Origin of the sequence: Albidovulum litorale, assembly GCF_025751495.1 — a bacterium.
GTDB lineage: Bacteria > Pseudomonadota > Alphaproteobacteria > Rhodobacterales > Rhodobacteraceae > Albidovulum > Albidovulum litorale.
This window is the reverse complement of sequence record NZ_JAOWKZ010000003.1, coordinates 531,018-552,062: the sequence shown is the minus strand read 5'-3', so window position 1 is coordinate 552,062 and position 21,045 is coordinate 531,018. Positions and strand designations below refer to the sequence as shown.

Annotated in this window: 20 protein-coding genes and 1 tRNA gene; 12 read left to right on the top strand and 9 right to left on the bottom strand. The window is 62.1% G+C overall.

Going from position 1 to position 21,045, the window contains the following annotated elements:
- Positions 1–4: 4 nt before the first annotated feature.
- From lpxA to lpxB, 3 genes are read left to right on the top strand one after another with little or no spacing between them, the layout of a single operon-like run.
- On the top strand, positions 5–799 hold the full coding sequence (gene lpxA, locus OEZ71_RS13610) for an acyl-ACP--UDP-N-acetylglucosamine O-acyltransferase (protein WP_263740532.1): 795 nt from the start codon (positions 5–7) through the stop codon (positions 797–799).
- Positions 796–1,620 (top strand): LpxI family protein, encoded by an 825-nt coding sequence (locus OEZ71_RS13605; RefSeq protein ID WP_263740531.1) that lies wholly within the window; start codon positions 796–798, stop codon positions 1,618–1,620. The genes lpxA and OEZ71_RS13605 overlap by 4 nt, the downstream gene beginning before the upstream one ends.
- Complete coding sequence (gene lpxB / locus OEZ71_RS13600; RefSeq protein WP_263740530.1) at positions 1,617–2,768, top strand: lipid-A-disaccharide synthase; 1,152 nt, start codon at positions 1,617–1,619, stop codon at positions 2,766–2,768. Before OEZ71_RS13605 ends, lpxB begins: the two co-directional genes overlap by 4 nt.
- A gap of 6 nt (positions 2,769–2,774) precedes the next feature.
- On the opposite strand, the gene OEZ71_RS13595 is transcribed toward lpxB, so the two are convergent.
- Positions 2,775–3,302, bottom strand: coding sequence for a peptide-methionine (R)-S-oxide reductase (locus tag OEZ71_RS13595; protein WP_263740529.1), 528 nt, complete (start codon positions 3,300–3,302; stop codon positions 2,775–2,777).
- A gap of 138 nt (positions 3,303–3,440) precedes the next feature.
- A complete protein-coding gene (gene mnmA, locus OEZ71_RS13590; RefSeq protein WP_263740528.1) occupies positions 3,441–4,589 on the bottom strand; it encodes a tRNA 2-thiouridine(34) synthase MnmA in 1,149 nt (382 codons plus the stop codon).
- A 121-nt stretch (positions 4,590–4,710) separates the two neighbouring features.
- Between mnmA and sciP the strand changes: the two genes are divergently transcribed.
- From sciP to OEZ71_RS13565, 5 genes are all read left to right on the top strand, one after another.
- A complete protein-coding gene (gene sciP / locus OEZ71_RS13585) occupies positions 4,711–4,989 on the top strand; it encodes a CtrA inhibitor SciP (RefSeq protein ID WP_263740527.1) in 279 nt (92 codons plus the stop codon).
- A gap of 94 nt (positions 4,990–5,083) precedes the next feature.
- Entirely contained in the window at positions 5,084–5,797 is a 714-nt protein-coding gene (ctrA, locus tag OEZ71_RS13580; protein ID WP_263740526.1) for a response regulator transcription factor CtrA, read from the top strand.
- 94 nt (positions 5,798–5,891) lie between these two features.
- Positions 5,892–8,051: an NAD-dependent DNA ligase LigA gene (gene ligA / locus OEZ71_RS13575; protein WP_263740525.1), complete on the top strand. Its 2,160-nt coding sequence runs from the start codon at positions 5,892–5,894 to the stop codon at positions 8,049–8,051.
- Entirely contained in the window at positions 8,048–10,135 is a 2,088-nt protein-coding gene (gene recG, locus OEZ71_RS13570) for an ATP-dependent DNA helicase RecG (RefSeq protein WP_263740524.1), read from the top strand. Before ligA ends, recG begins: the two co-directional genes overlap by 4 nt.
- Positions 10,136–10,238: 103 nt before the next feature.
- The gene (locus OEZ71_RS13565; protein WP_263740523.1) at positions 10,239–10,361 is read left to right on the top strand and encodes a hypothetical protein; all 123 of its coding nucleotides are present in this window, start codon (positions 10,239–10,241) and stop codon (positions 10,359–10,361) included.
- A 225-nt stretch (positions 10,362–10,586) separates the two neighbouring features.
- Here OEZ71_RS13565 and OEZ71_RS13560 read toward each other — a convergent pair whose 3' ends face one another.
- A complete protein-coding gene (locus tag OEZ71_RS13560) occupies positions 10,587–11,030 on the bottom strand; it encodes an iron-sulfur cluster assembly scaffold protein (RefSeq protein WP_263740522.1) in 444 nt (147 codons plus the stop codon).
- Positions 11,031–11,095: 65 nt separating this feature from the next.
- Here OEZ71_RS13560 and hisI point away from each other — a divergent pair, with 65 nt between their 5' ends.
- The gene (gene hisI / locus OEZ71_RS13555; RefSeq protein ID WP_263740521.1) at positions 11,096–11,455 is read left to right on the top strand and encodes a phosphoribosyl-AMP cyclohydrolase; all 360 of its coding nucleotides are present in this window, start codon (positions 11,096–11,098) and stop codon (positions 11,453–11,455) included.
- A gap of 53 nt (positions 11,456–11,508) precedes the next feature.
- On the opposite strand, the gene gluQRS is transcribed toward hisI, so the two are convergent.
- The 4 genes from gluQRS to gyrA all read right to left on the bottom strand — a co-directional run bounded on the left by gluQRS (position 11,509) and on the right by gyrA (position 16,887).
- The gene (gluQRS, locus tag OEZ71_RS13550; RefSeq protein ID WP_263740520.1) at positions 11,509–12,393 is read right to left on the bottom strand and encodes a tRNA glutamyl-Q(34) synthetase GluQRS; all 885 of its coding nucleotides are present in this window, start codon (positions 12,391–12,393) and stop codon (positions 11,509–11,511) included.
- Complete coding sequence (trmFO, locus tag OEZ71_RS13545; RefSeq protein WP_263740519.1) at positions 12,393–13,733, bottom strand: methylenetetrahydrofolate--tRNA-(uracil(54)-C(5))-methyltransferase (FADH(2)-oxidizing) TrmFO; 1,341 nt, start codon at positions 13,731–13,733, stop codon at positions 12,393–12,395. Before trmFO ends, gluQRS begins: the two co-directional genes overlap by 1 nt.
- Positions 13,734–13,803: 70 nt before the next feature.
- The gene (locus OEZ71_RS13540) at positions 13,804–13,992 is read right to left on the bottom strand and encodes a hypothetical protein (RefSeq protein ID WP_263740518.1); all 189 of its coding nucleotides are present in this window, start codon (positions 13,990–13,992) and stop codon (positions 13,804–13,806) included.
- Positions 13,993–14,163: 171 nt separating this feature from the next.
- A complete protein-coding gene (gyrA, locus tag OEZ71_RS13535) occupies positions 14,164–16,887 on the bottom strand; it encodes a DNA gyrase subunit A (protein ID WP_263740517.1) in 2,724 nt (907 codons plus the stop codon).
- Between the two features lie 174 nt (positions 16,888–17,061).
- Between gyrA and OEZ71_RS13530 the strand changes: the two genes are divergently transcribed.
- A complete protein-coding gene (locus tag OEZ71_RS13530) occupies positions 17,062–17,370 on the top strand; it encodes an usg protein (protein ID WP_263740515.1) in 309 nt (102 codons plus the stop codon).
- Between the two features lie 145 nt (positions 17,371–17,515).
- Here the strand turns inward: OEZ71_RS13530 and OEZ71_RS13525 are convergent.
- Together OEZ71_RS13525 and OEZ71_RS13520 are read right to left on the bottom strand one after the other, a co-directional pair.
- Positions 17,516–17,590: transfer RNA gene (locus tag OEZ71_RS13525), tRNA-Asn, on the bottom strand.
- A gap of 69 nt (positions 17,591–17,659) precedes the next feature.
- Positions 17,660–18,571, bottom strand: coding sequence for an MBL fold metallo-hydrolase (locus tag OEZ71_RS13520; protein WP_263740514.1), 912 nt, complete (start codon positions 18,569–18,571; stop codon positions 17,660–17,662).
- 131 nt (positions 18,572–18,702) lie between these two features.
- Between OEZ71_RS13520 and OEZ71_RS13515 the strand changes: the two genes are divergently transcribed.
- Together OEZ71_RS13515 and OEZ71_RS13510 are read left to right on the top strand one after the other, a co-directional pair.
- On the top strand, positions 18,703–20,028 hold the full coding sequence (locus OEZ71_RS13515; protein ID WP_263740513.1) for an ATP-binding protein: 1,326 nt from the start codon (positions 18,703–18,705) through the stop codon (positions 20,026–20,028).
- A gap of 570 nt (positions 20,029–20,598) precedes the next feature.
- Complete coding sequence (locus OEZ71_RS13510; protein ID WP_263740512.1) at positions 20,599–20,805, top strand: helix-turn-helix transcriptional regulator; 207 nt, start codon at positions 20,599–20,601, stop codon at positions 20,803–20,805.
- The last annotated feature ends 240 nt before the right edge of the window (positions 20,806–21,045 follow it).

The window sequence follows — 21,045 nt, the reverse complement described above, 5'->3', positions numbered from 1 at the left end:
CCCGATGACCATCGCCGGGAGCGCTGCGATCCATCCATCGGCTGTTATCGAACCGGGGGCCGTGATCGGCCCGGACTGCCGGATCGGTCCCTTCTGCGTTGTCGGCGGCGAGGTTGCGCTGGGTCGCGCGGTTGAACTGAAGAGCCATGCGATCGTCACCGGCCAGACTGAGATCGGTGATGAGACAGAAGTTTTTCCCTTCTCGACGCTCGGCGAGGTGCCGCAGGACCTTAAGTTCAAGGGTGAGAAGACAAGACTGATCATCGGCAAACGCAACCGCATCCGCGAAGGTGTGACGATGAATACCGGCACCGAAGGTGGTGGCGGGGTCACGCGGATCGGCGATGACGGGCTTTTTATGACCGGCTGCCATGTCGCCCATGACTGCCAGATCGGCAACAGGGTGATCCTTGTTAACAACGTGGCCCTTGCCGGCCACTGCGTGCTGGAAGACGAGGTTATCGTCGGCGGTCTTTCCGGCGTGCATCAATTCGTCCGCATCGGGAGGGGCGCGATGATCGGTGCTGTGACCATGGTCACGGCTGATGTCATTCCGCACGGGCTCGTTCAGGGGCCGCGCGGCACGCTCGACGGGCTGAATGTTGTCGGGCTGAAACGACGTGGGGCGGGTCGTGCCGATATCGCGGCTCTTCGTGATTTGATCGGGGAATTGGGGAAGGGTACGTTCCGCGAAACCGCGCGCGTGCGCGCCGAGGCAGGCACCGATAGCGAACTCGTTCGCGAGGTGCTGGATTTCATCCTGGGGCCCTCCGACCGCTCCTTCCTCACGCCACGATGACAAGGACCGCACTCATTGCCGGACAGGGCGGTCTGCCGGTCCGTCTCGCCGCCGCGCTGAAGGCGTCGGGTGAGGCGCATATCATTGCAGAGATGGAGGGGTTCCCTTCGGACATTCCCGGTGCTGATCCTGTCCGCTACCGGATCGAACGGCTTGCCCCCTTCCTCGATCATCTCGCGCGCGAGGGCGTCACCCGCGTCGTCTTTGCTGGTGCCCTGCGCCGCCCGCAGATCGACCCTGAACTGATAGATGCCCGCACTGCCACGCTTGTGCCCCGGCTTCTGGGCGCATTCCAGAAAGGTGACGACTGGCTGCTGCGCGAAGTCATCGCGATCTTCGAGGACTGGGATTTCACTGTTGTCGGGGTGAGTGACATCAGCCCAGACCTCGTTCCGGGTGCGGGCGTGATCACTGGTGCGCCCTGCGATAACGATCGCCGTGACGCGGCGCGCGCAGCAGAGATCGTAGCGGGCATCGGGCCTCTGGATATCGGACAGGGGGCGGTGGTCGCGCAGGGGCTCTGCATTGCCGTGGAGGCTTTGCCGGGAACCGATGCGATGCTGGCTTTCGTTGCCGAGCATGCAGGGCGGCTGCGGCCAGATCCGAACGGTGCCCGCGGCGTCTTTTACAAAGCGCCGAAGCCGGGTCAGGATCGCCGCGTCGATCTGCCGACACTCGGTCCCGCGACAGTTGCAGCGGTTGCAAAGGCCGGTCTCGCTGGGATCGTCTGGGAGGCGGGTGGCGTAATCCTCATCGACCGTGAGGCGATGATCGCGGCGGCAGAGACGGCTGGGCTCTTCCTCTGGGCACGCGAGCCATGAAGCTCTTTCTTATTGCGGGTGAGGCTTCGGGCGACAGCCTTGGCGCCGCACTGATGTCGGGGCTTAAGGCCCTGGCGCCCGGGGTGGAATTCCACGGGGTCGGCGGGCCGAAGATGGAGGCCGAGGGGCTGACCAGCCTTTTCCCGATGGAAGAGTTATCGGTCATGGGCATCATGGAGGTCCTGCCGAAGTACCGCCATCTAAAGCGCCGGATCGCCGAGACGGCGGCGCGGGTCGAAGGGATCGCGCCTGACGCGTTGATCACTATCGACAGCCCCGACTTCTGCCTGCGCGTCGCGCGACTGGTCCGCGCCGCCAACCCCGATCAGAAGACCATACACTATGTCGCCCCCACGGTCTGGGCCTGGCGGCCCGGACGGGCCGCGAAGATGGCCGAGGTCATCGACCATGTGCTGGCACTTTTTCCGTTCGAGCCGCCTTATATGGAAGCGGCTGGCATGACCTGCGATTTCGTGGGCCACCCTGTCGTGGCCGAGGCGCGGGCAACCGGGGCCGACGCGGCCGCATTTCGCGAAGCGCAGGCGATCGGGCCGGATCAACCGCTCCTCCTCTGCCTGCCGGGATCGCGCAAGGGGGAGGTCACGAGGCTTGCCCCTCGTTTCGAAGAAGCGATCGCGCGGCTCCGCGACCGTGAACCCGGCCTGCGCGTGGTCATCCCGACCGTGCGCGGGGTGGCGCCCCTTGTGCGCGGGATGACGGCGCGCTGGAAGATCACGCCTCTGGTGATAGAGGACGCGGCGGAAAAACGTGCGGCCTTCGCGGCCGCCGATCTGGCGCTTGCTGCCTCGGGCACAGTCAGCCTGGAACTTGCCGCGAACCGGGTGCCAATGGTCATCGCCCATGATTTTAACCGGCTGACCTGGTGGATGATGAAACGTGCCGCGCTGATCGACACGGTGACGCTGGTCAATATCGTCTCCGAGACGCGGACCGTGCCCGAATTTCTCGGTCCTGCCTGCCAGCCCGGCCCGATCAGCGCCGCGCTCGCCCGGCTTCTGGCTGGCGAAAGCGACCGCGAGGCGCAGCTGAATGCGATGGAACTGACGATGGACCGGCTGGGCCGTGGGGCGGAGGCACCGGGCCGGCGCGCCGCGCGGTCCGTGCTGCGCGCTCTCGGTGACGGCTGAGAGGGCTCACGCCGCTTCTGGGGTGAATACCAGGCTCGTGCCGTTGATGCAGTGCAGGCACTGATCCTCGACCAGCAGGATATGCCCCATATGGCTGCCGCAGCGGCGGCAATGCGCCTCGATCGTCGTGAACCGGGCAAAAACCGGGTCGACGCCCGTATCGGCAGGCCAGTCGATATTCATCAAAAGCGCGTTCGGCACTGATTGCCGAAAGAAGGCCCAGCCCTTGTCGACTTCGACCTTCCACATGGATTCGTAAACCGGCAGGTCGCAACCCTTGCAGGCATATCTGCCCGCGCGCATTTCGTTCCAGAGCGGGTTCGATTTCGGTTCTTCAGTGCCGCCCAGGCGCAGGACCGTGTACTCGTTCTCATCAAGCCGCGCGCGCCAGTCGTCATCACTGCGCGTGACCTCATATTCAAAGGCGTCCTGTCCGGGTACGACGGCCGCTTGGGCGGCCCCGGCGAAGGGCGCCGCGACCAGCGTCAGTGCGGACCCTTTCAGGAGTGCACGGCGGTTCATATCACGGGTCATCTCGATCCTCCTTGGCAGATGGGATCAGCCTAAGGAAAAGCGCGATCACGTTCTCTGCACGAAGGCGTGGTTCCCGGGAATGTGAGCCTCCGGCGGGATCGGGTAAGGTGGGTTTAAACCCACCTTACAGAAAAGGCCTCACGCTGCGCCGCGCCAGATCCACCCGCCGCCGAGAATGCGGCTGGTGCCATCTTCATAGAAGACACAGGCCTGACCGGGGCTCACGCCTTCCTCGGGATCCATCAGTTCCACTTCCGCTTCGGTCGCGGACAGCGGGCGGATCACTGCAGGGCGCGGCGGCCGGGTGGAGCGGATGCGCACAAGAACCTGCCGTTCGGGCTGGCCTTCGAACGGGCCGTCGCCGAGCCAGTTGATTTCGCGCACGGGCACGGTCCGTGTCGCCAGCGCCTCTTTTGGGCCGACGACGACATGGCGCGTCTCGGGGTCGAGCTTGACGACATACAAGGGATCGACGAGCCCGCCGATGCCGAGCCCGCGTCGCTGGCCGATCGTGTAATGAATGACGCCCCTGTGTTCGCCCAGAACATTGCCGTCCATATCCACGATCTGACCGGGATCGGCCGCACCTGGCCGCAGCTTCTCGATGACCGAGGCATAGTTGCCGTTCGGTACAAAGCAGATGTCCTGACTGTCGGGCTTGTCGGCAACCGAAAGCCCGTATTTTGCGGCAAGCGCCCGCGTCTCGGCCTTGGACGCCAGATGGCCGAGCGGAAAGCGCAGGTATTCGAGTTGTTCAGGCGTCGTCGAGAACAGGAAATAGCTCTGGTCGCGGTTCGGATCGGCAGCAGAATGAAGTTCCGGCCCGTTCGGCCCTACCTTCCTTTGGATATAATGGCCCGTCGCCATGCAGTCGGCGTCAAGGTCCCTGGCCGTCGCCAGAAGGTCCTTGAATTTCACCCGCTCATTGCAGCGGATGCAGGGCACGGGGGTCGCTCCCGCCAGATAGGCGTCTGCGAATTCGTCGATCACCGCCTCGCGGAACATGTTCTCGTAGTCGAGGACGTAGTGCGGAAAGCCCATCGCCTCGGCCACGCGGCGGGCGTCATGGATATCCTGACCCGCGCAGCACGCGCCTTTCTTGGCCAAAGCCGCGCCGTGGTCATAAAGCTGCAAGGTGACGCCTACGACATCATAGCCTTCCTCGGCCAGCATCGCGGCAACGACTGACGAATCCACGCCGCCCGACATCGCCACCACGACCCGCGTGTCGGCGGGGGATTTGGCGAAGCCAAGCGAGTTCAGGGGCAGTGTGTCGTCGAGCGCCATGGGACCTCCGGGAGATGTAGAGGAATATAGGAAAATCCTAATCACTCACAAGCCACGGTTTCACCCCTCCTTAAGCCTGACGCCGCAGGGTTCTCACCGGGTGAAGATCGAGGGGTAGATCATGTTCCTGAAAAAGATCGACGGGCCACGCGCCATTACATTGCCGGATGGGACGATCATGACGCGGGCCGACCTGCCGCCGGCCGAGACGCGGCGCTGGGTCGCGAGCCGCAAGGCGAAAGTGGTGAAGGCCGTGGCCTTCGGGCTGTTGCCCTTGAAAGAGGCGCTCGACCGGTACGCGTTATCCGAGGAAGAGTTCGAGCTCTGGCGGTCAGCGGTGGAACGCCATGGCGAAAAGGGCTTGAAAGTCACGGCAATCCAGAAATACCGTCAACCATAGGTTGATTTCTGGGCCTTGAACGCACTGGTAACTTGCGGTTAACCATTCTGCGCCAAGGTCGGGTTAATCTAGGGATTAACGCGGAGTACGCTTGATGAGAATTCTGTTGGTCGAGGACGACCCCACGACGTCCCGCAGTATCGAGTTGATGCTGACCCACGCCAATCTGAACGTCTATTGCACCGATCTTGGCGAAGAAGGCATCGATCTGGCGAAGCTCTATGACTATGATCTCATCCTTCTCGACCTCAATCTTCCGGACATGAACGGGCACGAAGTCCTGCGTCAGCTGCGCCTGTCGAAGATCGACACGCCGATTCTGATTCTGACCGGCGCGGATGATACGGAAAACAAGATCCGCAGCTTCGGCTTTGGTGCAGACGATTATCTGACCAAACCCTTTCACCGCGAGGAACTGGTGGCGCGCATCCATGCGATCATCCGTCGGTCCAAGGGACATGCCCAGTCGGTCATCAAGACGGGCAAGATCAATGTGAACCTGGATGCCAAGACGGTGGAGGCCGAGGGGGCGCCCGTACATCTGACCGGCAAGGAATACCAGATGCTGGAGCTTCTTTCGCTCCGCAAGGGCTCGACGTTGACGAAAGAGATGTTCCTCAATCACCTCTATGGCGGTATGGACGAGCCGGAACTGAAGATCATCGACGTCTTCATCTGCAAACTCAGAAAAAAGCTCGCCGAGGCCACCGGGGGCGAGAACTATATCGAGACGGTCTGGGGCCGGGGCTATGTGCTGCGCGAACCCAACCCGAAGGAGACCAGCCGCAAACTGGCGGTCGGCGCCTGACATCACTCACGGTAGGCAGGCATGATGACACGAAGACTGGACCTCTCCGGACGCTGCCCCTAACACTGACGGGGACGTTTCGGGGAGGTTTTTTATGTCGGGTGCAGGGCAGGGGCTGCAGACGGCGGGCGAAGGCGACGAGCGCCCGGTCAGGGCGTTGTCCGCGAAAGAAGCCGAGACAGAATGGCATAGCATTGCCGCTCAGGTCGAACGGGCGAATCAGGCTTATCATACCGAGGATGCGCCCGAGATTTCCGACGCCGATTATGATGCGTTGAAGCGGCGTCTTCTGGAGATCGAGGCGCGCTTTCCCGAACTGGCATCGGAAGACAGTCCGACCCGTCATGTCGGCGCAACGCCGTCCGAGACTTTCGCCAAAGTGCGCCATGCAGTCAGGATGCTCAGCCTCGAAAATGCCTTCGCACCTGAGGACATTGAAGATTTTGACGACCGCATTCGGCGGTATCTTAACCTCGGCCCTGACGCGGCGCTCAGCTATACGGCCGAACCGAAGATCGACGGGCTGTCACTGTCGCTTCGCTATGAACAGGGCGTTCTCATGCAGGCTGCCACCCGCGGCGATGGCGAAACGGGCGAGAATGTCACTGAGAATACCCGCACCATCGCCGATATTCCCGAACGCCTGACCGGCGCGCCAGACGTGCTGGAAGTGCGCGGCGAGGTCTATATGAGCCATGCGGATTTCGCGGCACTCAATGCTCGGCAGGCGGAGACCGGCGGCAAGACCTTCGCCAATCCGCGCAATGCCGCCGCCGGGTCTTTGCGCCAGTTGGACGCGAAAATCACCGCGTCGCGACCTTTGCGCTTCTTCGCGTATAGCTGGGGCGAGCTTTCCGAACCGCTGGCTGGGACCCAAATGGCAGCGGTCGCGCGCCTGAAGGCATTGGGCTTCCAGACTAATCCGCTCACGCAAGAATGTGATGGGCCGAAAGCCCTGATACAGGCCTATGCCGGGATTGAACAGAAACGCGCAACTTTGGGCTATGACATCGATGGTGTGGTCTATAAGGTCAACGATCTTGGATTGCAGGCGAGGCTCGGCTTCCGCTCTACGACGCCGCGTTGGGCTATAGCGCACAAGTTCCCGGCCGAACTCGCCTGGACACGGCTCGAAAAAATCGAGATTCAGGTGGGCCGCACGGGCGCGCTCAGCCCCGTCGCGCGTCTGACTCCGGTGACGGTCGGAGGCGTCGTCGTCTCGAACGCCACACTGCACAATGAGGACTATATCTCCGGGCGAGACTCCAAGGGCAACCTGATCCGGGGTGGCAAGGACATCCGCGAAGGCGACTGGGTGCAGGTCTATCGTGCGGGTGACGTAATCCCGAAAGTGGCGGACGTGGACCTGTCCAAACGCCCCGAAGGCGCAGAGCCCTACCGGTTCCCCGACACATGCCCGGAATGCGGATCGGACGCGGTCCGGGAAGAGGGCGATGCAGTGCGTCGGTGCACCGGTGGCCTCATCTGCCCGGCGCAGGCTGTTGAAAAGCTGAAACATTTCGTATCGCGCGGGGCCTTCGACATTGAAGGGCTCGGTGCGAAACAGATCGAGATGTTCTATGCCGATGACACATTGCCGATCAAAGAACCGGCGGATATCTTCACTCTGGCCAGACGAGATGCCGCGAACCTGACCAAGCTGAAGAACCGCGACGGGTTTGGCGAGAAATCTGTCAGCAATCTCTTTCAGGCGGTTGAGGATAAACGGAAAATATCGCTCAACCGTTTGATCTTCGCGCTCGGCATCCGTCATGTCGGCGACAGTTCGGCCAACCTCATCGCGCGCCACTATGGAAGCTGGGTTGCCTTCGAAAGTGCGATGAAAGCGGCTACTATAGGCGAGGGGCCGGAATGGGCGGACCTTCTCGCGGTCGATGGCGTAGGCAGCGTGATGGCGGCCTCGCTGGTCAACGCATTCCATCAGGAGGCCGAGCGCGCGTCCATCAAGCGGCTGGTCGCCGAGCTTGACGTTCAGGATGTGGACAGGCCGAAGACCGAAGGCAGCCCGGTTGCGGGCAAGACCGTGGTCTTCACCGGCAGTTTGGAAAAGATGACGCGGGCAGAGGCCAAGGCGCGGGCCGAGGCGTTGGGGGCCAAGGTGTCGGGCTCGGTCTCGGCCAAGACCGACCTTGTCGTGGCGGGGCCGGGGGCCGGGTCGAAGGCCAAGCAAGCCGAGGCGCTGGGCATCGAGATGATCGACGAGGATGCCTGGCTGAGGCTGATCGGCGCATGAGCCGCCCCGCCGTCCTCTTCCCGTTATTCGCGGAGCTTGAGACGCTAGACGGCGTCGGGCCGAAGACAGCGAAGCATTTCGCGCAGCTGGAGGTCGAGCGCCCACGTGACCTGCTTTTTACCCTGCCATACGCGGTGATCGACCGCCGTCCACGAAAGACGATCAAGGGCGCGGCCCTGCCATCGACGGTGACGGTCGAGGTCGAGGTCGGCGCACATGTACCCCCCCGCCGCAAGGGCGGCCCGGCCCGGGTCTTCGTGCGCGACGCGGAGACAGAGTTTCAGCTCGTCTTCTTTCACGCCAAGGGCGACTGGCTGCAAAAGCAATTGCCGACCGGGCAAAGGCGGCTGATTTCGGGCAAGATTGAACTCTTCGACGGTCTGGCGCAGATGCCCCATCCCGATCATATCCTGCGTCCCGAAGAGGCAGGGGACTTGCCCGCATACGAACCCGTCTATCCGCTGACTGCCGGGGTGACGCAGCGCGCGATCCAGAAGGCGGCGCTCTCGGCGCTGACGCGCCTGCCCGAGTTGGAGGACTGGATCGACCCCGGCCTTTTGGCGCGCGAGAAATGGCCGGGCTGGGCCGATGCCGTCCGCGCCGCGCACGCGCCGGAGACCCTGACCGACATCACCGCAGAAGCGCCTGCACGGCAGCGGATGGCCTATGACGAACTCTTCGCGCATCAACTGACTCTCGCGCTAGCCCGAATGTCCATGCGGCGCGGCAAAGGGCGGGAGAGTATCGGGACCGGGGTCCTGCAGAATAAGGTTCTGGCCGCGCTTCCCTATGCGCCGACCGGTGCGCAGACCCGCGCGATTGCCGAGATTGCCGCAGATATGGCCTCTGACAAGCGGATGAGCCGCTTGCTGCAGGGCGATGTAGGGTCGGGTAAGACGCTCGTGGCCTTCATGGCACTTCTGATCGCAGTCGAGACAGGCGGGCAGGGGGTGATGATGGCGCCCACCGAGATCCTTGCCCGCCAGCATCTGGAAGGGCTGCGGCCCTTGGCCGAGGATGCGGGTGTGGTGCTTGAAATCCTTACGGGCCGCGACAAGGGTGCGGAACGGGTGGCCAAACTGAAGGCGCTGGCGGCAGGTGACATCCATATCCTCGTCGGCACGCATGCGGTCTTTCAGAAGGATGTCGAATTTCACGACCTGCGCCTTGCCATCGTCGACGAACAGCACCGCTTCGGCGTGGCGCAACGCATGGAACTCGGCGCCAAGGGGACAGCCGCGGATGTTCTGGTGATGACGGCAACACCTATCCCACGGTCGCTTTCGCTTGCGCAATACGGCGATATGGATGTCTCCGTGCTGGACGAAAAGCCTGCTGGTCGGAAGCCCGTGAAGACGGCGCTGATCTCGGCCGGACGTTATGAAGAGGTGGTCGGGCATCTGAGGCAGGCGGTGGCCGAAGGGCGGCAGGCCTACTGGGTCTGCCCTCTTGTCGATGAAAGCGAACTGGTCGATTTGACGGCGGCCGAGGAACGGTTCAAGGCCCTGCGTGCGACAATGGGCGAGCGAGTCGTCGGTCTGGTCCACGGCCAAATGCCACCGGCCGAGAAGGATGCCGCGATGGCGGCCTTCGTGCAGGGACAGACCAAGGTGCTGGTCGCTACGACCGTGATCGAGGTCGGTGTGAACGTGCCCAATGCCTCGATAATGGTGATCGAGCGGGCAGAGATTTTCGGTCTCGCGCAACTTCACCAGCTTCGCGGCCGGGTCGGGCGGGGGGCGGAGGAATCGACCTGCCTTCTGATGTATCAGCCGCCGCTCAACGAGGGCGCGGAGCGTCGGCTCTCGATCCTGCGAGAGACCGAAGACGGGTTTCGTATCGCCGAGGAAGATCTGGCGATGCGGGGGGCAGGCGACCTGATCGGAACGGCACAGTCGGGCCTGCCGAAATTCCGCGTGGCCGATCTGGAACGGCAATCGGCGCTGATGGCCGTGGCGCAAACGGACGCGCGCAAGCTCCTGTCTGACGACCCGAAGCTGGAGAGCCCGCGCGGGCAGGCGGCGCGGGTGCTTTTGTGGCTGATGGAGCAGGACCGGGCGATCCGCCTGATCTCGGTCGGTTAACCATCGTTCTCTTCTCGTTCTCAAATGTTCTTAAAAAGTTCTTTACATCACGTTCAGGATGTGAGAACAAATCAGCAACAGAGGTGAAGAGGAAGGTGGCAAGATGAAAACCGATCTGAAATCCGTTCTGATCCGGGCACGCGGGACGATTGCACAGGATGCCGCCGGTCTCCTTTCCCTCGTGATGATGCTGATCATCGGGCTGCACCTGCCGAGCCTGATCTGATCCTGCGGCGTTTCTCCGAAATGCCCTAACAGTTACCTGCCTCGCGGTTCTCCGCCCGGAATACGCCTGTCCCAAATCCCCGGCTCCCCCGAGCCCCGCGTCCGGACATCGGAAATCGCTTCCTGCCGCCGCCTCCAATTGGAGTGCGGCGGTTTTTTTCAGTTAGAATATCGGGCCATTCAATCTCAGGAAGTAAGGTGGTCGTAAACCCACCTTACGGGACCATCAGGCGGCGGCTTCAGCCTCGGCCATCGCCTCTGCCGTTGCTTCGAGCGCCAGAAGAATCGAGGCGTGACGGTTCTTGAAGTCGCGCGCGGGCGTCAGGGCCTCGTAACCCTCGAAGGGCGCAGATGGGACGGGACCGTTTTCCTTCAGCATAGCGCGCAATTCGTCGCGGGCGCGTTCGACTTCGGCCTTCGTGCGGCCGATCATGACCGCGCCGGAGAGCGCGGCAGACGCCTGACCGAGAGCGCAGGCCTTCACGTCCTGTCCGTATTCCGCGATCTTGCCATCCCGCACAACGATGTCCACCGTAACGGTCGACCCGCAGAGCGGAGAGCGCTTGCGGACCGTTGCCGTCGGGTTCTCAAGGCGCTTCATATACGGAATGTCGGCCGCCAGCGCGAGGATGCGCTGTGAGTAGAGCTTGATGAGATCGGTATCGCTCATGACTTTCCTCGGGCCGTAATCCCACCTAGATAGGCGGAACCAGTGGCTTTTGCAAAGGCAGTGCGATGCGTTTTGATCCTGCGACCTTGGTCTATGACGACCACGGCCTGATTCCGGCGATTGCGCAGGACCATGTATCGGGCAAGGTGCTGATGCTGGCCTGGATGAATGCGGACGCCGTGGCGCGGACGCTTGAGACGGGACGCGTCACCTACTGGTCGCGTTCGCGGCAGGCCTTCTGGGTAAAGGGCGAAACCTCGGGCCATGTGCAGGAATTGGTCGAGATGCGGGTGGATTGTGACCGGGATTGTCTTCTGATTCTGGTCGAACAGACGGGACCCGCCTGCCACACCAATCGGCGTAGCTGTTTCTATACCGGAATTAAGGATGGCGCCGAAACGGAGTTGATGGCCCCCGAGGTCTGAGCCCGGTCGAAAATGCGGGCGCCTCCGGCGGGAGTATTTCTCCAGGAAGAATGTCAGCTGAGCCCGACGAGGCGGCGGATGTCTTCGGGGCTCGCCCCATCGTCGCGGTAAGTGCGGATCGCACGGGCATCATCGCGTTTGGCAAGCCGTTTGCCCTGATCGTCGCGGATCAGGCGGTGGTGGTGGTAGACGGGCGTCGGCAGGACGAGCAGGCGTTGCAGGACGACATGGATCTTCGTCGCCTCGAACAGGTCCTGACCCCGTGTGACATGGGTGATGCCCTGTTCGGCGTCATCGATGACGACAGAGAGGTGATAGGAGGTGCCCATGTCGCGGCGTGCAAGGACCACATCGCCGATGTCATCGGTCAATTGGCGGGTTGTTGTGTCGATGAACCCGGTTTCACCCTTCGGGCCGTGTCCGGCCTCTTGAAAGGTTACGACATTCCCGCCCGCACGCGGGTCGCTGACGGCGCGGGCGGCGTAGCCCATGTCGAGCCGCAGGGCCGCGTCATCGGGGATGGGGAGACGACCGTGATCCGACCGGTGCGCTCGACAGGTTCCGGGATAGACGATGCCATCCGGGCCGGTGACCGGTTCGCCTTCGTTCGGCGCGCTGGTGGCAGCGAGGATGTCGCGGCGGTTGCAGGTGCAGGCAAATAGGGTGTCGCTGTTCCAGAGTTTGGTCAGAGTGTCGCGGTAAACGGGCAGGCGGTCGGACTGACGCACGACGGGTGTTTCCCATGACAGGCCCAACCAGCTGAGATCGTCATAGATCAATTCTTCCCATTCCGGACGCGCCCGGCTCTGGTCGATATCCTCGATCCTGAGAAGGAACTCGCCGCCCGCGCGGAGCGCCATGTCATGGGCAAAAAGGGCCGAATAAGCGTGCCCAAGATGCAGGGGGCCGGTGGGTGAGGGCGCGAAGCGGGTGCGCATCAGCCTTGGCCGACAAGCCATTCATTAAACGTAGTTTTCGCCCGGTCGGTATAGGCCTTGTAGCGGTCCTTGCGGCCGCGCCGTCCGCCCTTTGCATCGATGGGCGGAAAAAGCCCGAAGTTGACGTTCATCGGCTGGAAGGTCTTTGCCTCGGCCCCGCCCGTGATATGGGTGATAAGTGCCCCCATCGCCGTTTCCGGTCCTGGCGATGGCAGGTCGCGCCCGAGGATTTCAGCCGCCGCCATGCGTCCCGCCAGAAGTCCCATGGCCGCGCTTTCGACATAGCCCTCAACCCCGGTGATCTGGCCGGCGAAGCGGATATGGGGGCGGGATTTCAACCGCATCTGCGCATCAAGAAGCGTGGGTGAGTTGATGAAGGTATTGCGGTGGATGCCGCCGAGGCGGGCGAAGCTGGCATCCTGAAGGCCGGGAATGCGTTTAAAAACATCCGTCTGGGCGCCGTACTTCATCTTTGTCTGAAAGCCGACGATATTGTAAAGGGTTCCCAGCGCGTTGTCGCGGCGAAGCTGGACGACGGCATAGGGTTTGACATCGGGCCTATGTGCATTCGTAAGGCCCACGGGCTTCATTGGCCCAAAGCGCAAAGTCTCACGGCCGCGTTCGGCCATGACCTCGATCGGCAGGCAACCGTCGAAATACCCCGCTGTTTCGCCCTCATGGAACTCGGTCTTGTCAGCGGCCAATAGCGCGTCGATGAAGCCCTCGTAGTCATTCTTGGTCATCGGGCAGTTAAGATAAGCCTTCCGTTCCGCTTCAGTCTCGCCCTTGTCATAGCGCGACTGCGCCCAAGCCACGGACATGTCGATGCTTTCGGCATAGACAATCGGGGCGATGGCGTCGAAGAAGGCCAGCGCCTCGGCCCCGGTCTCAGACCTGATCGCTTCGGCCAAAGTGCCCGAGGTGAGGGGGCCCGTAGCGATGATCCAGTGGCCATCGGTGGGCAGAGAGGTGACTTCCTCATCCGTGACGGTGATCAGAGGGTGCGCGCGCAACCGTTCTGTGACGGATTCGGAAAACGGATCGCGGTCGACGGCCAGCGCGCCACCCGCAGGCAGGCGATGTTGGTCGGCCATTTCCATGATCAGACCACCCGCGGCGCGCATTTCCCAATGGAGAAGGCCTACGGCATTACGTTCGTCATCATCCGAGCGGAAGGAGTTCGAGCACACCATCTCGGCCAGATTGCCGGTGCGGTGGGCGAACGTCCCCACCTTGGGCCGCATTTCATGGATGACGACCGGAACGCCCGACCGGGCGGCCTGCCAGGCAGCTTCGGACCCGGCCATCCCGCCGCCGACGATGTGAAGTGTCTCGCGCATGACTGGCGACTTAGGTCATGGAGCGGTGTTTGAAAAGCCCCGGCGTTGAGGCGCGGCTTCGCTGCTGAAGTCAGATGCCAATGTCGTGCAGGTAGCCCTTTTCGCGGGCGGCGTGCAATTCTTTGCGCTCATTGACATTGGGCGCAGATGCGTTCGTGCCCTCATCGGTTCCGTTCAGCCAGTGCAGGAGAGTTGCAACAAGGCCCGCTTCGTTCAGGGCGGCATGCCGTGGTGGTGCGGCAAAGTCCGACAAGCTCATATCCGTGTCCTCCATTCGGCCGCAGAACGGCCGTGACGGTCAGCACACCACTTTTCCCCAGATGGTCCCCGGTCGTAGTTTGAGCCTGATCCAATTTCACTAACAATTCATTAATGCGAAAAGGGCGGAAACCAGCAGATTTCCGACCCCGACCGTTGATTTGCGGCAACGTTATTCTGCTTCTTCTTCGCCCTGATCGGCGATGCGGGCGACCGAGACGACCTCTTCGCCTTTCGCGGTATCGAATACCCTCACGCCTCCGGCCGACCGGGAACGGAAGCTGATCCCGTCGACAGGGCAGCGGATCGATTGACCGGTCGAGGTCGCAAGCATGATCTGGTCGTCGCCCTCGACCGGGAAGGAGGCGACAAGCGTGCCGCCGCGCATTGCCTTGTCCATCGCCATCACGCCCTGACCGCCGCGTCCGCGAACCGGGTAGTCATGGCTGGAGGAGATCTTGCCTGCACCCTTGGCGGTGATGGTCAGGATCAGATCCTCAGCCGCCGACATCTCGGCATAGCGTTCCTGGGAGAGCTGGCCTTCGGCGACGGCTTCGTCATCCTCATCCACCGCTTCTTCCTCGGTCACGCCCGCCATCAGGCGGCGCTGTTTTAGGTATGCGGCACGCTCAGCCGGATCGGCCTCAAAATGGCGGATAATCGACATCGACACGACCCTGTCTTTCGCGGCCAGCCTAATGCCACGCACGCCAGTCGAATCGCGGCCCTTGAAGACGCGCACCTCGGTCGTCGGAAAGCGGATGGCGCGGCCGAGCGCCGTGACCAGCATCACGTCGTCATTCTCATCGCAGATGCGCGCATTCACAAGAGAGACGCCTTCGGGCAGTTTCATCGCAATCTTGCCGTTCGACTTCACATTGGTGAAATCGGACAGCGCATTGCGGCGCACGTCGCCCTCGGATGTGGCGAAGAAGATCTGAAGGTTCTCCCATTCCTCCTCGGGCACGTCCACGGGCATGATCGCGGCAATCGAAACACCTGTCGGGATCGGCAGGATGTTGACGATGGCCTTACCCTTCGCCGTCCGGCCGCCGAGAGGCAGGCGCCAGGTCTTCAGCTTGTAGACCATGCCGTCGGTGGTGAAGAACAGGAGCTGGGTATGGGTGTTGGCGACGAAAAGGGTCGTGACGACATCATCCTCTTTCGTGGCCATGCCCGAAAGACCCTTGCCGCCCCGGCGCTGCGCCCGGAAATCTGCGAGGGGGGTCCGCTTGATATAGCCGCCAGAGGTGATCGTGACGACCATGTCCTCACGCTCGATCAGGTCCTCGTCGTCCATGTCGCCGGCCCAGTCGACGATCTCGGTCCGGCGGGGGACGGCGAACTGGTCTTTCACCTCACGCAGTTCGTCCGAAATGATCGCCATGATCCGCTCGCGCGACCCCAGAATATCCAGGTAATCCCGGATCTTTGCTGCAAGTTCCTGAAGTTCGTCGGTGACTTCCTTGACGCCCATCGCAGTCAGGCGCTGAAGGCGCAGGTCTAGGATGGCGCGGGCCTGAATCTCGCTCAGGTTATAGGTGCCGTCATCGTTGATCTTGTGGGTCGGATCGTCGATCAGACGGATGTATTCGACGATGTCATGGGCAGGCCAGCGGCGGGTCATGAGTTTCTCGCGCGCCTCTGCCGGATCGGCGGAAGAGCGGATCGTGGCGACGACCTCGTCCACGTTCGACACAGCGACGGCAAGGCCGCAGAGGATATGGCTGCGCTCGCGTGCCTTGCGGAGTTCATAGGCTGTGCGGCGAGCCACAACTTCCTCGCGGAAGCTGATGAAATGGGTGAGGAAATCGCGCAAGCTCAGTGTCTCGGGCCGACCGCCGTTCAGCGCCAGCATGTTGCACCCGAAAGAGGTCTGCATCGGCGTGAAGCGGAAGAGTTGGTTCAGCACCACTTCCGGTGTGGAATCGCGCTTCAGTTCGATGACGACACGAACGCCGACCCGGTCGCTTTCGTCCTGCACATGGGCGATGCCCTCGATCTTTTTGTCACGCACCATCTCGGCGATCTTTTCGATCATCGAGGCTTTGTTCACCTGATAGGGAATCTCATCCAGAACAATGGCGTAGCGGTCTTTCCTGATCTCTTCGACCCGGGTCTTGGCGCGGATGATCACCGAGCCGCGCCCTTCCAGATAGGCCTTCCGCGCGCCTGAGCGGCCAAGGATGATGCCGCCCGTCGGGAAATCCGGCGCGGGGATGATCTCCATCAACGCTTCCATGGACAGATCCGGGTCCTCGATCAGCGCGAGCGTGCCGTCGATCACCTCGCCCAGATTGTGTGGCGGGATGTTGGTGGCCATGCCGACGGCAATACCGCCCGCACCATTGACCAGCATGTTAGGGAAGCGGGCGGGAAGGACGGTCGGTTCCTTGTCCTTGCCGTCGTAGTTGTCCTGGAAATCAACGGTTTCCTTCTCGATATCGGCAAGAAGGGAGGCCGCAGGCTTATCCATCCGCACTTCGGTGTAGCGCATGGCTGCGGCGTTATCGCCGTCCATCGAGCCGAAGTTGCCCTGTCCGTCGAGAAGCGGCAGCGACATGGAGAAATCCTGCGCCATCCGGACGAGCGCGTCATAGATCGCGGCGTCGCCATGCGGGTGGTACTTACCCATCACGTCGCCCACGGGGCGGGCGGATTTGCGGTAGGGCTTGTCGTGGCTGTTGCCGGTCTCGTGCATCGCATAGAGGATGCGCCGGTGCACCGGTTTCAGCCCGTCGCGCAGGTCCGGAATCGCCCGGCTGACGATCACGCTCATCGCGTAGTCGAGATAGGCGGTCTTCATTTCCTCGGCGATATCGACCGAGGGGCCGGCATAGGCGGGGCGCTGCGGCTTTTCCTCAGCGTTTTCGGGGGTTTCCGGGGTGTCGGTCACGGATGCTCGCCCTTTGTTTATTGCGCCCGCGCAGGGGCTAGATATTGTTGCGCGCGACTATACCCCATGCCATCCGTTGGGTGCAATGGCAGGAAAACGGGTTTCGCAGGGATGCGGTAACACAAACATAACACATTGTTTTCATTGTCGTTAACCGCGACTCATGTAGCATGAATGCATCAGGCACTGACGGAGGCCAACATGCGGGCAGATCACCCCGGGGCCGAGACGGAGCTTATGCTGAAGGGCTACGGGCTCACGACGGCTGAACTTTACTACCGGATGCCGGATTACCGGCACGTCTTGAACAGCTTCATCTGGCAGGAATACGACCTTGCTCCGGATTACCCGGAGCTTTTCGGGTTCATCGAGTTCTGGCAGGACAAGATCGAGGGCCCGCTGCATTCGGTACGCTTCTGTCACCGCAAGCTGATCGCGCCCGGTGAATGGCGTAACGTCGTGGGGGAGTTCCGGCTGCACTGAAGCCGACGATCACATGTCCGCAAAGTGTCACGCCCGCGCGCAATCGACCAGTATAATCGGTATCGGGTCATCGTTAGCCCGAACGACGGATGCGATGATTGCTTGGCACAAGAATGGCCGCGTAATTCAACTCATTCGGGAGATTTGGCTCCGGCGGTAGGGATCGAACCTACGACCAATTGATTAACAGTCAACTGCTCTACCGCTGAGCTACGCCGGAACACGGGGCGCGATATAGCAAGCGTTGTCAGGGGCGTCCAGTGGCTTTTGACACAAAATTCATACGCGGCTACCGAGCGCTGAAAGAGGTGCCGAAGGAAAGTGCGCCACAAGGCTCGACAAGATTTCTTTCTGTCAGGTCAATGAGATGGGCAAAGACATTGCGCGCTGCCGCCCGCAAAAGCCCGGCCGGTGTATCGGTGTAGATCTTGTGGGCGAGGGTTATGGCATTCGCCGGGCCTTCGGAAAGCGCGTTTCGTATTGTGGTCTCGCGCTCGCGCCGATGGGTGGAAAGTTCGGCGATCCGTGCCAGAGCATCCGGAATCGGGGCGCCGTGACCCGAATACATTCGTTGCGGTCTCAGCGCCGACAATCTGTCTAGCGATGCCATATAGGCCCCCATATCCCCGTCAGGAGGGGAAACCAGTGACGAGGCCCAGCCCATCACCTGATCACCGCTGAAAAACGCCTCGCCCCATTGAAAGCAGAGGTGATTGCCAAAATGCCCCGGGGTGTGCCACGTCTTGATTGCCCAGTCGGGTCCCGAAATCGTGCTGTCGTCTGACACCTCTTCATCCGGGGAAAAACCGGCATCCACACCTTCGCCACCCTCCAGCCCGCCGGTTTCGGCCAGTTTCTCCATGAGGGCTGAGCGCCCGGAGCGGGCGTCGCCGAAAGCAAGGACCGGTGCCCCGGTCGCCTCCGCCAGAGGCCGCGCCAGCGGCGAATGATCGAGATGTGCGTGGGTAACGAGGATGTGGGTTACCTTTTCTCCCGGCGCGAGGGCGGCAAGAAGGGCGGTGAAATGCGCAAGATCTGCGGGTCCGGGGTCAATGATGGCGACCCGCCCTTCGCCGAGAATGTAACTGTTTGTCCCGTGCAACGTCATCGGGGACGGGTTGGGGGCGATCACCCGCCGCAAGCCCGGTTCGAGTTGCTCGGCGATGCCGTATCGTATGGCGGTATTCTTTTCGGGCATCATCCTGCCGTTTGCTCCCTGCGTGGCTCCGCCGCAGCGGGCCGGATTGTGCTGATATATCAAGTATCAGAATTCGAACGGAAAAGGATCGAATTCTGATTCAATGTGGGTCCGAAACGCTATAGGGTCTGTCCATGATCGGTCACTGGACAAAGCGTTTTTTGCCGCGTGGGCTTTACGGCCGCGCTGCGCTTATCCTTATTCTTCCGATCGTGATGATTCAGGCTGTAGTTTCAGTTGCCTTCATTCAGCGGCATTTCGAAGGCGTGACGCGGCAGATGACCCGCAATGTGGTCAACGAAATCGCGTTTCTGGACAATCGCCTGGCCAGCGCGGTCGATCCAAATGCGGCTGCGGAAGAGGTTGCGCTGTTCGGTGCCGCGCTGTCGATGAATGTGGAACTGCCCGCCCGTGCGGATGCGCCTGCCGCAGACAGTCGACTTTTCTACGATTTTTCCGGCCGGGTCGTTATCGCAACCTTGCGCGACGCGTTCGATACGGTGCGCGCAGTTGATCTGACCAATCTGCGCGTGGTTCGGCTGGTGATGGATGGGCCGCACGGTGCCTTTGAAATCACCTTTGACCGGCGTCGGGTTTCCGCCAGCAATCCGCATCAGTTGCTCGTGCTTATGGCCGTCACGGGTCTTCTGATGACGCTCATCGCCGTTCTGTTCCTGCGCAATCAGCTCCGCCCGATCCGGCGACTGGCCCGCGCCGCTGAAGCCTTCGGTAAGGGGAGGGTCCTGCCGTATCGTCCGACGGGTGCGATCGAGGTGCGCTCGGCGGGAAACGCCTTTCTTGACATGCGGGCGAGGATCGAACGCCAGATCGAGCAACGCACGCTCCTGCTTTCGGGGGTCAGCCACGATCTCAGAACGCCTTTGACCCGGCTGAAACTCAGCCTCTCGCTTATGTCGCCGGACCCCGAGGTCGAGGCGATGAAACGTGATATCAGCGACATGGAGCGGCTTCTCGATGCCTTTCTGGCATTTGTGCGCGGGGACGCACTTGAGGAAGACCCGGTCAAGACTGACCCGGTCCCGTTCGTACGGACCGTGGTAGAGGATGCGCGCCGGGCAGGTCAGGCCGTGACGCTGCACGCGGTCAAAGGGGCGGGCGAGGCACCGCTGCGGACTGATGCTGTGCGCCGGGCACTGGAAAACCTTATCGGCAATGCCGTTCGATACGGTACGCGCGCCGAGGTGTCGCTGGAAGTCCTCGATCGTTCGATCCGGATCACCGTCGAGGATGACGGACCGGGTATCGACCGCGACCGGCGGGACGAGGCGTTACGGCCCTTCACGCGGCTTGACGATTCGCGCAACCAGGACCGTGGCGGCGGCGTCGGTCTCGGTCTCGCCATAACCGCGGACATCGCCCGCAGCCACGGTGGCACGCTGCGCCTGCGCGACAGCGAGCGTTTGGGTGGGTTGAAGGCGGAACTCGTTCTGGCGCGTTGATATTTTCGGCGCGGTCGATGCCGGGGCAGACGCGCCCTATGTTGACCGAGTTAAGCTGCACGCCTTTCGCGTCAGTTTTTTTCCGGAAAGAAACACACAGGTTACGAATCCGTTTCCGTCTCCCCGGACCGGAAATGTGGTAGGCCCGGGGCGCTGCAATCCTTTACCCCCCCATACTGTTCGGGGTATTCGCAGCCGCTTAGAGGCGCCTCCTTTCCTAGCAGCGACAATAGGTTACGCCATAGACGCCCGCTGGATCGCTCGGAAGGGCGTTTTGCGTTTCTAACGGAGACGGCGATGACGACGCCCATGTCGGATAGACAGCCCATCCGAAAAGGCGGGTGTCACGCCGCAAATATCCGCTTGAGCCTATGCAGCAAATCACCTTAGCTTTGCATAGCGACGCCTAACCGCGTCGCCGAGGAACTGGCCTCGCGGGATCGCTTAGTCGCCCGCTCCTTTGATTGATTGGAGATTGTCGCGTCCGGTCGTTGACCGGGCAAACGGCCCGAACCGGGATCGGCGCGGGCACCAATCAACCCCCGAAATTTCGGGGCAAAGGAGGGCGATATGGGCGATCAGCTCACGCTACTGGACGGAACACAGACCCGCGAGCTTCTCGGCGGGGTAAGTGAAGATACGCTCGCGCGGCTTCTGAAAAACCCTCCCGCCGGATTTCCGACGCCTCGCCACATTGGCAGGCGCCGCTTTTTCCTGCGGAGTGAGGTCGAGCACTTCATTCTTGAAGGATCGAAGCGCCCGGGGGCTCGATCATGAGCGCCGGGCAGCAAGTTGACGGACCGGAAACAAGCACGGCCCTCCCGAGCATCGCATCTGTGATTGCGCGGCGTCTGGCTTGCACTGAGGGCGAGGTCTCCGTCGTCTTGCGCGATCTGGTCCGCGCCGGTCGGATCGCAATCTTCGATCCGCTGGCCGCTCGCGCGCCGGATGAGCCGGTGCGCCAGTTGCACCCGTCGCCCAAGCGTCCGGAGGCGCCGCGCTCGGCATGTCCGCGTC

Coding starts and splice junctions, on each gene's coding strand:
- trmFO (WP_263740519.1), bottom strand. CDS start 13,733: ATGCGCGAGACACTTCACATCGTCGGCGGCGGGATGGCCGGGTCCGAA.
- hisI (WP_263740521.1), top strand. CDS start 11,096: ATGCGTTTTGATCCTGCGACCTTGGTCTATGACGACCACGGCCTGATT.
- OEZ71_RS13595 (WP_263740529.1), bottom strand. CDS start 3,302: ATGACCCGTGATATGAACCGCCGTGCACTCCTGAAAGGGTCCGCACTG.
- OEZ71_RS13515 (WP_263740513.1), top strand. CDS start 18,703: ATGATCGGTCACTGGACAAAGCGTTTTTTGCCGCGTGGGCTTTACGGC.
- lpxA (WP_263740532.1), top strand. CDS start 5: ATGACCATCGCCGGGAGCGCTGCGATCCATCCATCGGCTGTTATCGAA.
- mnmA (WP_263740528.1), bottom strand. CDS start 4,589: ATGGCGCTCGACGACACACTGCCCCTGAACTCGCTTGGCTTCGCCAAA.
- gluQRS (WP_263740520.1), bottom strand. CDS start 12,393: ATGCGCACCCGCTTCGCGCCCTCACCCACCGGCCCCCTGCATCTTGGG.
- OEZ71_RS13520 (WP_263740514.1), bottom strand. CDS start 18,571: ATGATGCCCGAAAAGAATACCGCCATACGATACGGCATCGCCGAGCAA.
- OEZ71_RS13530 (WP_263740515.1), top strand. CDS start 17,062: ATGCATCAGGCACTGACGGAGGCCAACATGCGGGCAGATCACCCCGGG.
- OEZ71_RS13565 (WP_263740523.1), top strand. CDS start 10,239: ATGAAAACCGATCTGAAATCCGTTCTGATCCGGGCACGCGGGACGATT.
- OEZ71_RS13510 (WP_263740512.1), top strand. CDS start 20,599: ATGGGCGATCAGCTCACGCTACTGGACGGAACACAGACCCGCGAGCTT.
- recG (WP_263740524.1), top strand. CDS start 8,048: ATGAGCCGCCCCGCCGTCCTCTTCCCGTTATTCGCGGAGCTTGAGACG.
- OEZ71_RS13560 (WP_263740522.1), bottom strand. CDS start 11,030: ATGAGCGATACCGATCTCATCAAGCTCTACTCACAGCGCATCCTCGCG.
- OEZ71_RS13540 (WP_263740518.1), bottom strand. CDS start 13,992: ATGAGCTTGTCGGACTTTGCCGCACCACCACGGCATGCCGCCCTGAAC.
- OEZ71_RS13605 (WP_263740531.1), top strand. CDS start 796: ATGACAAGGACCGCACTCATTGCCGGACAGGGCGGTCTGCCGGTCCGT.
- lpxB (WP_263740530.1), top strand. CDS start 1,617: ATGAAGCTCTTTCTTATTGCGGGTGAGGCTTCGGGCGACAGCCTTGGC.
- ligA (WP_263740525.1), top strand. CDS start 5,892: ATGTCGGGTGCAGGGCAGGGGCTGCAGACGGCGGGCGAAGGCGACGAG.
- sciP (WP_263740527.1), top strand. CDS start 4,711: ATGTTCCTGAAAAAGATCGACGGGCCACGCGCCATTACATTGCCGGAT.
- ctrA (WP_263740526.1), top strand. CDS start 5,084: ATGAGAATTCTGTTGGTCGAGGACGACCCCACGACGTCCCGCAGTATC.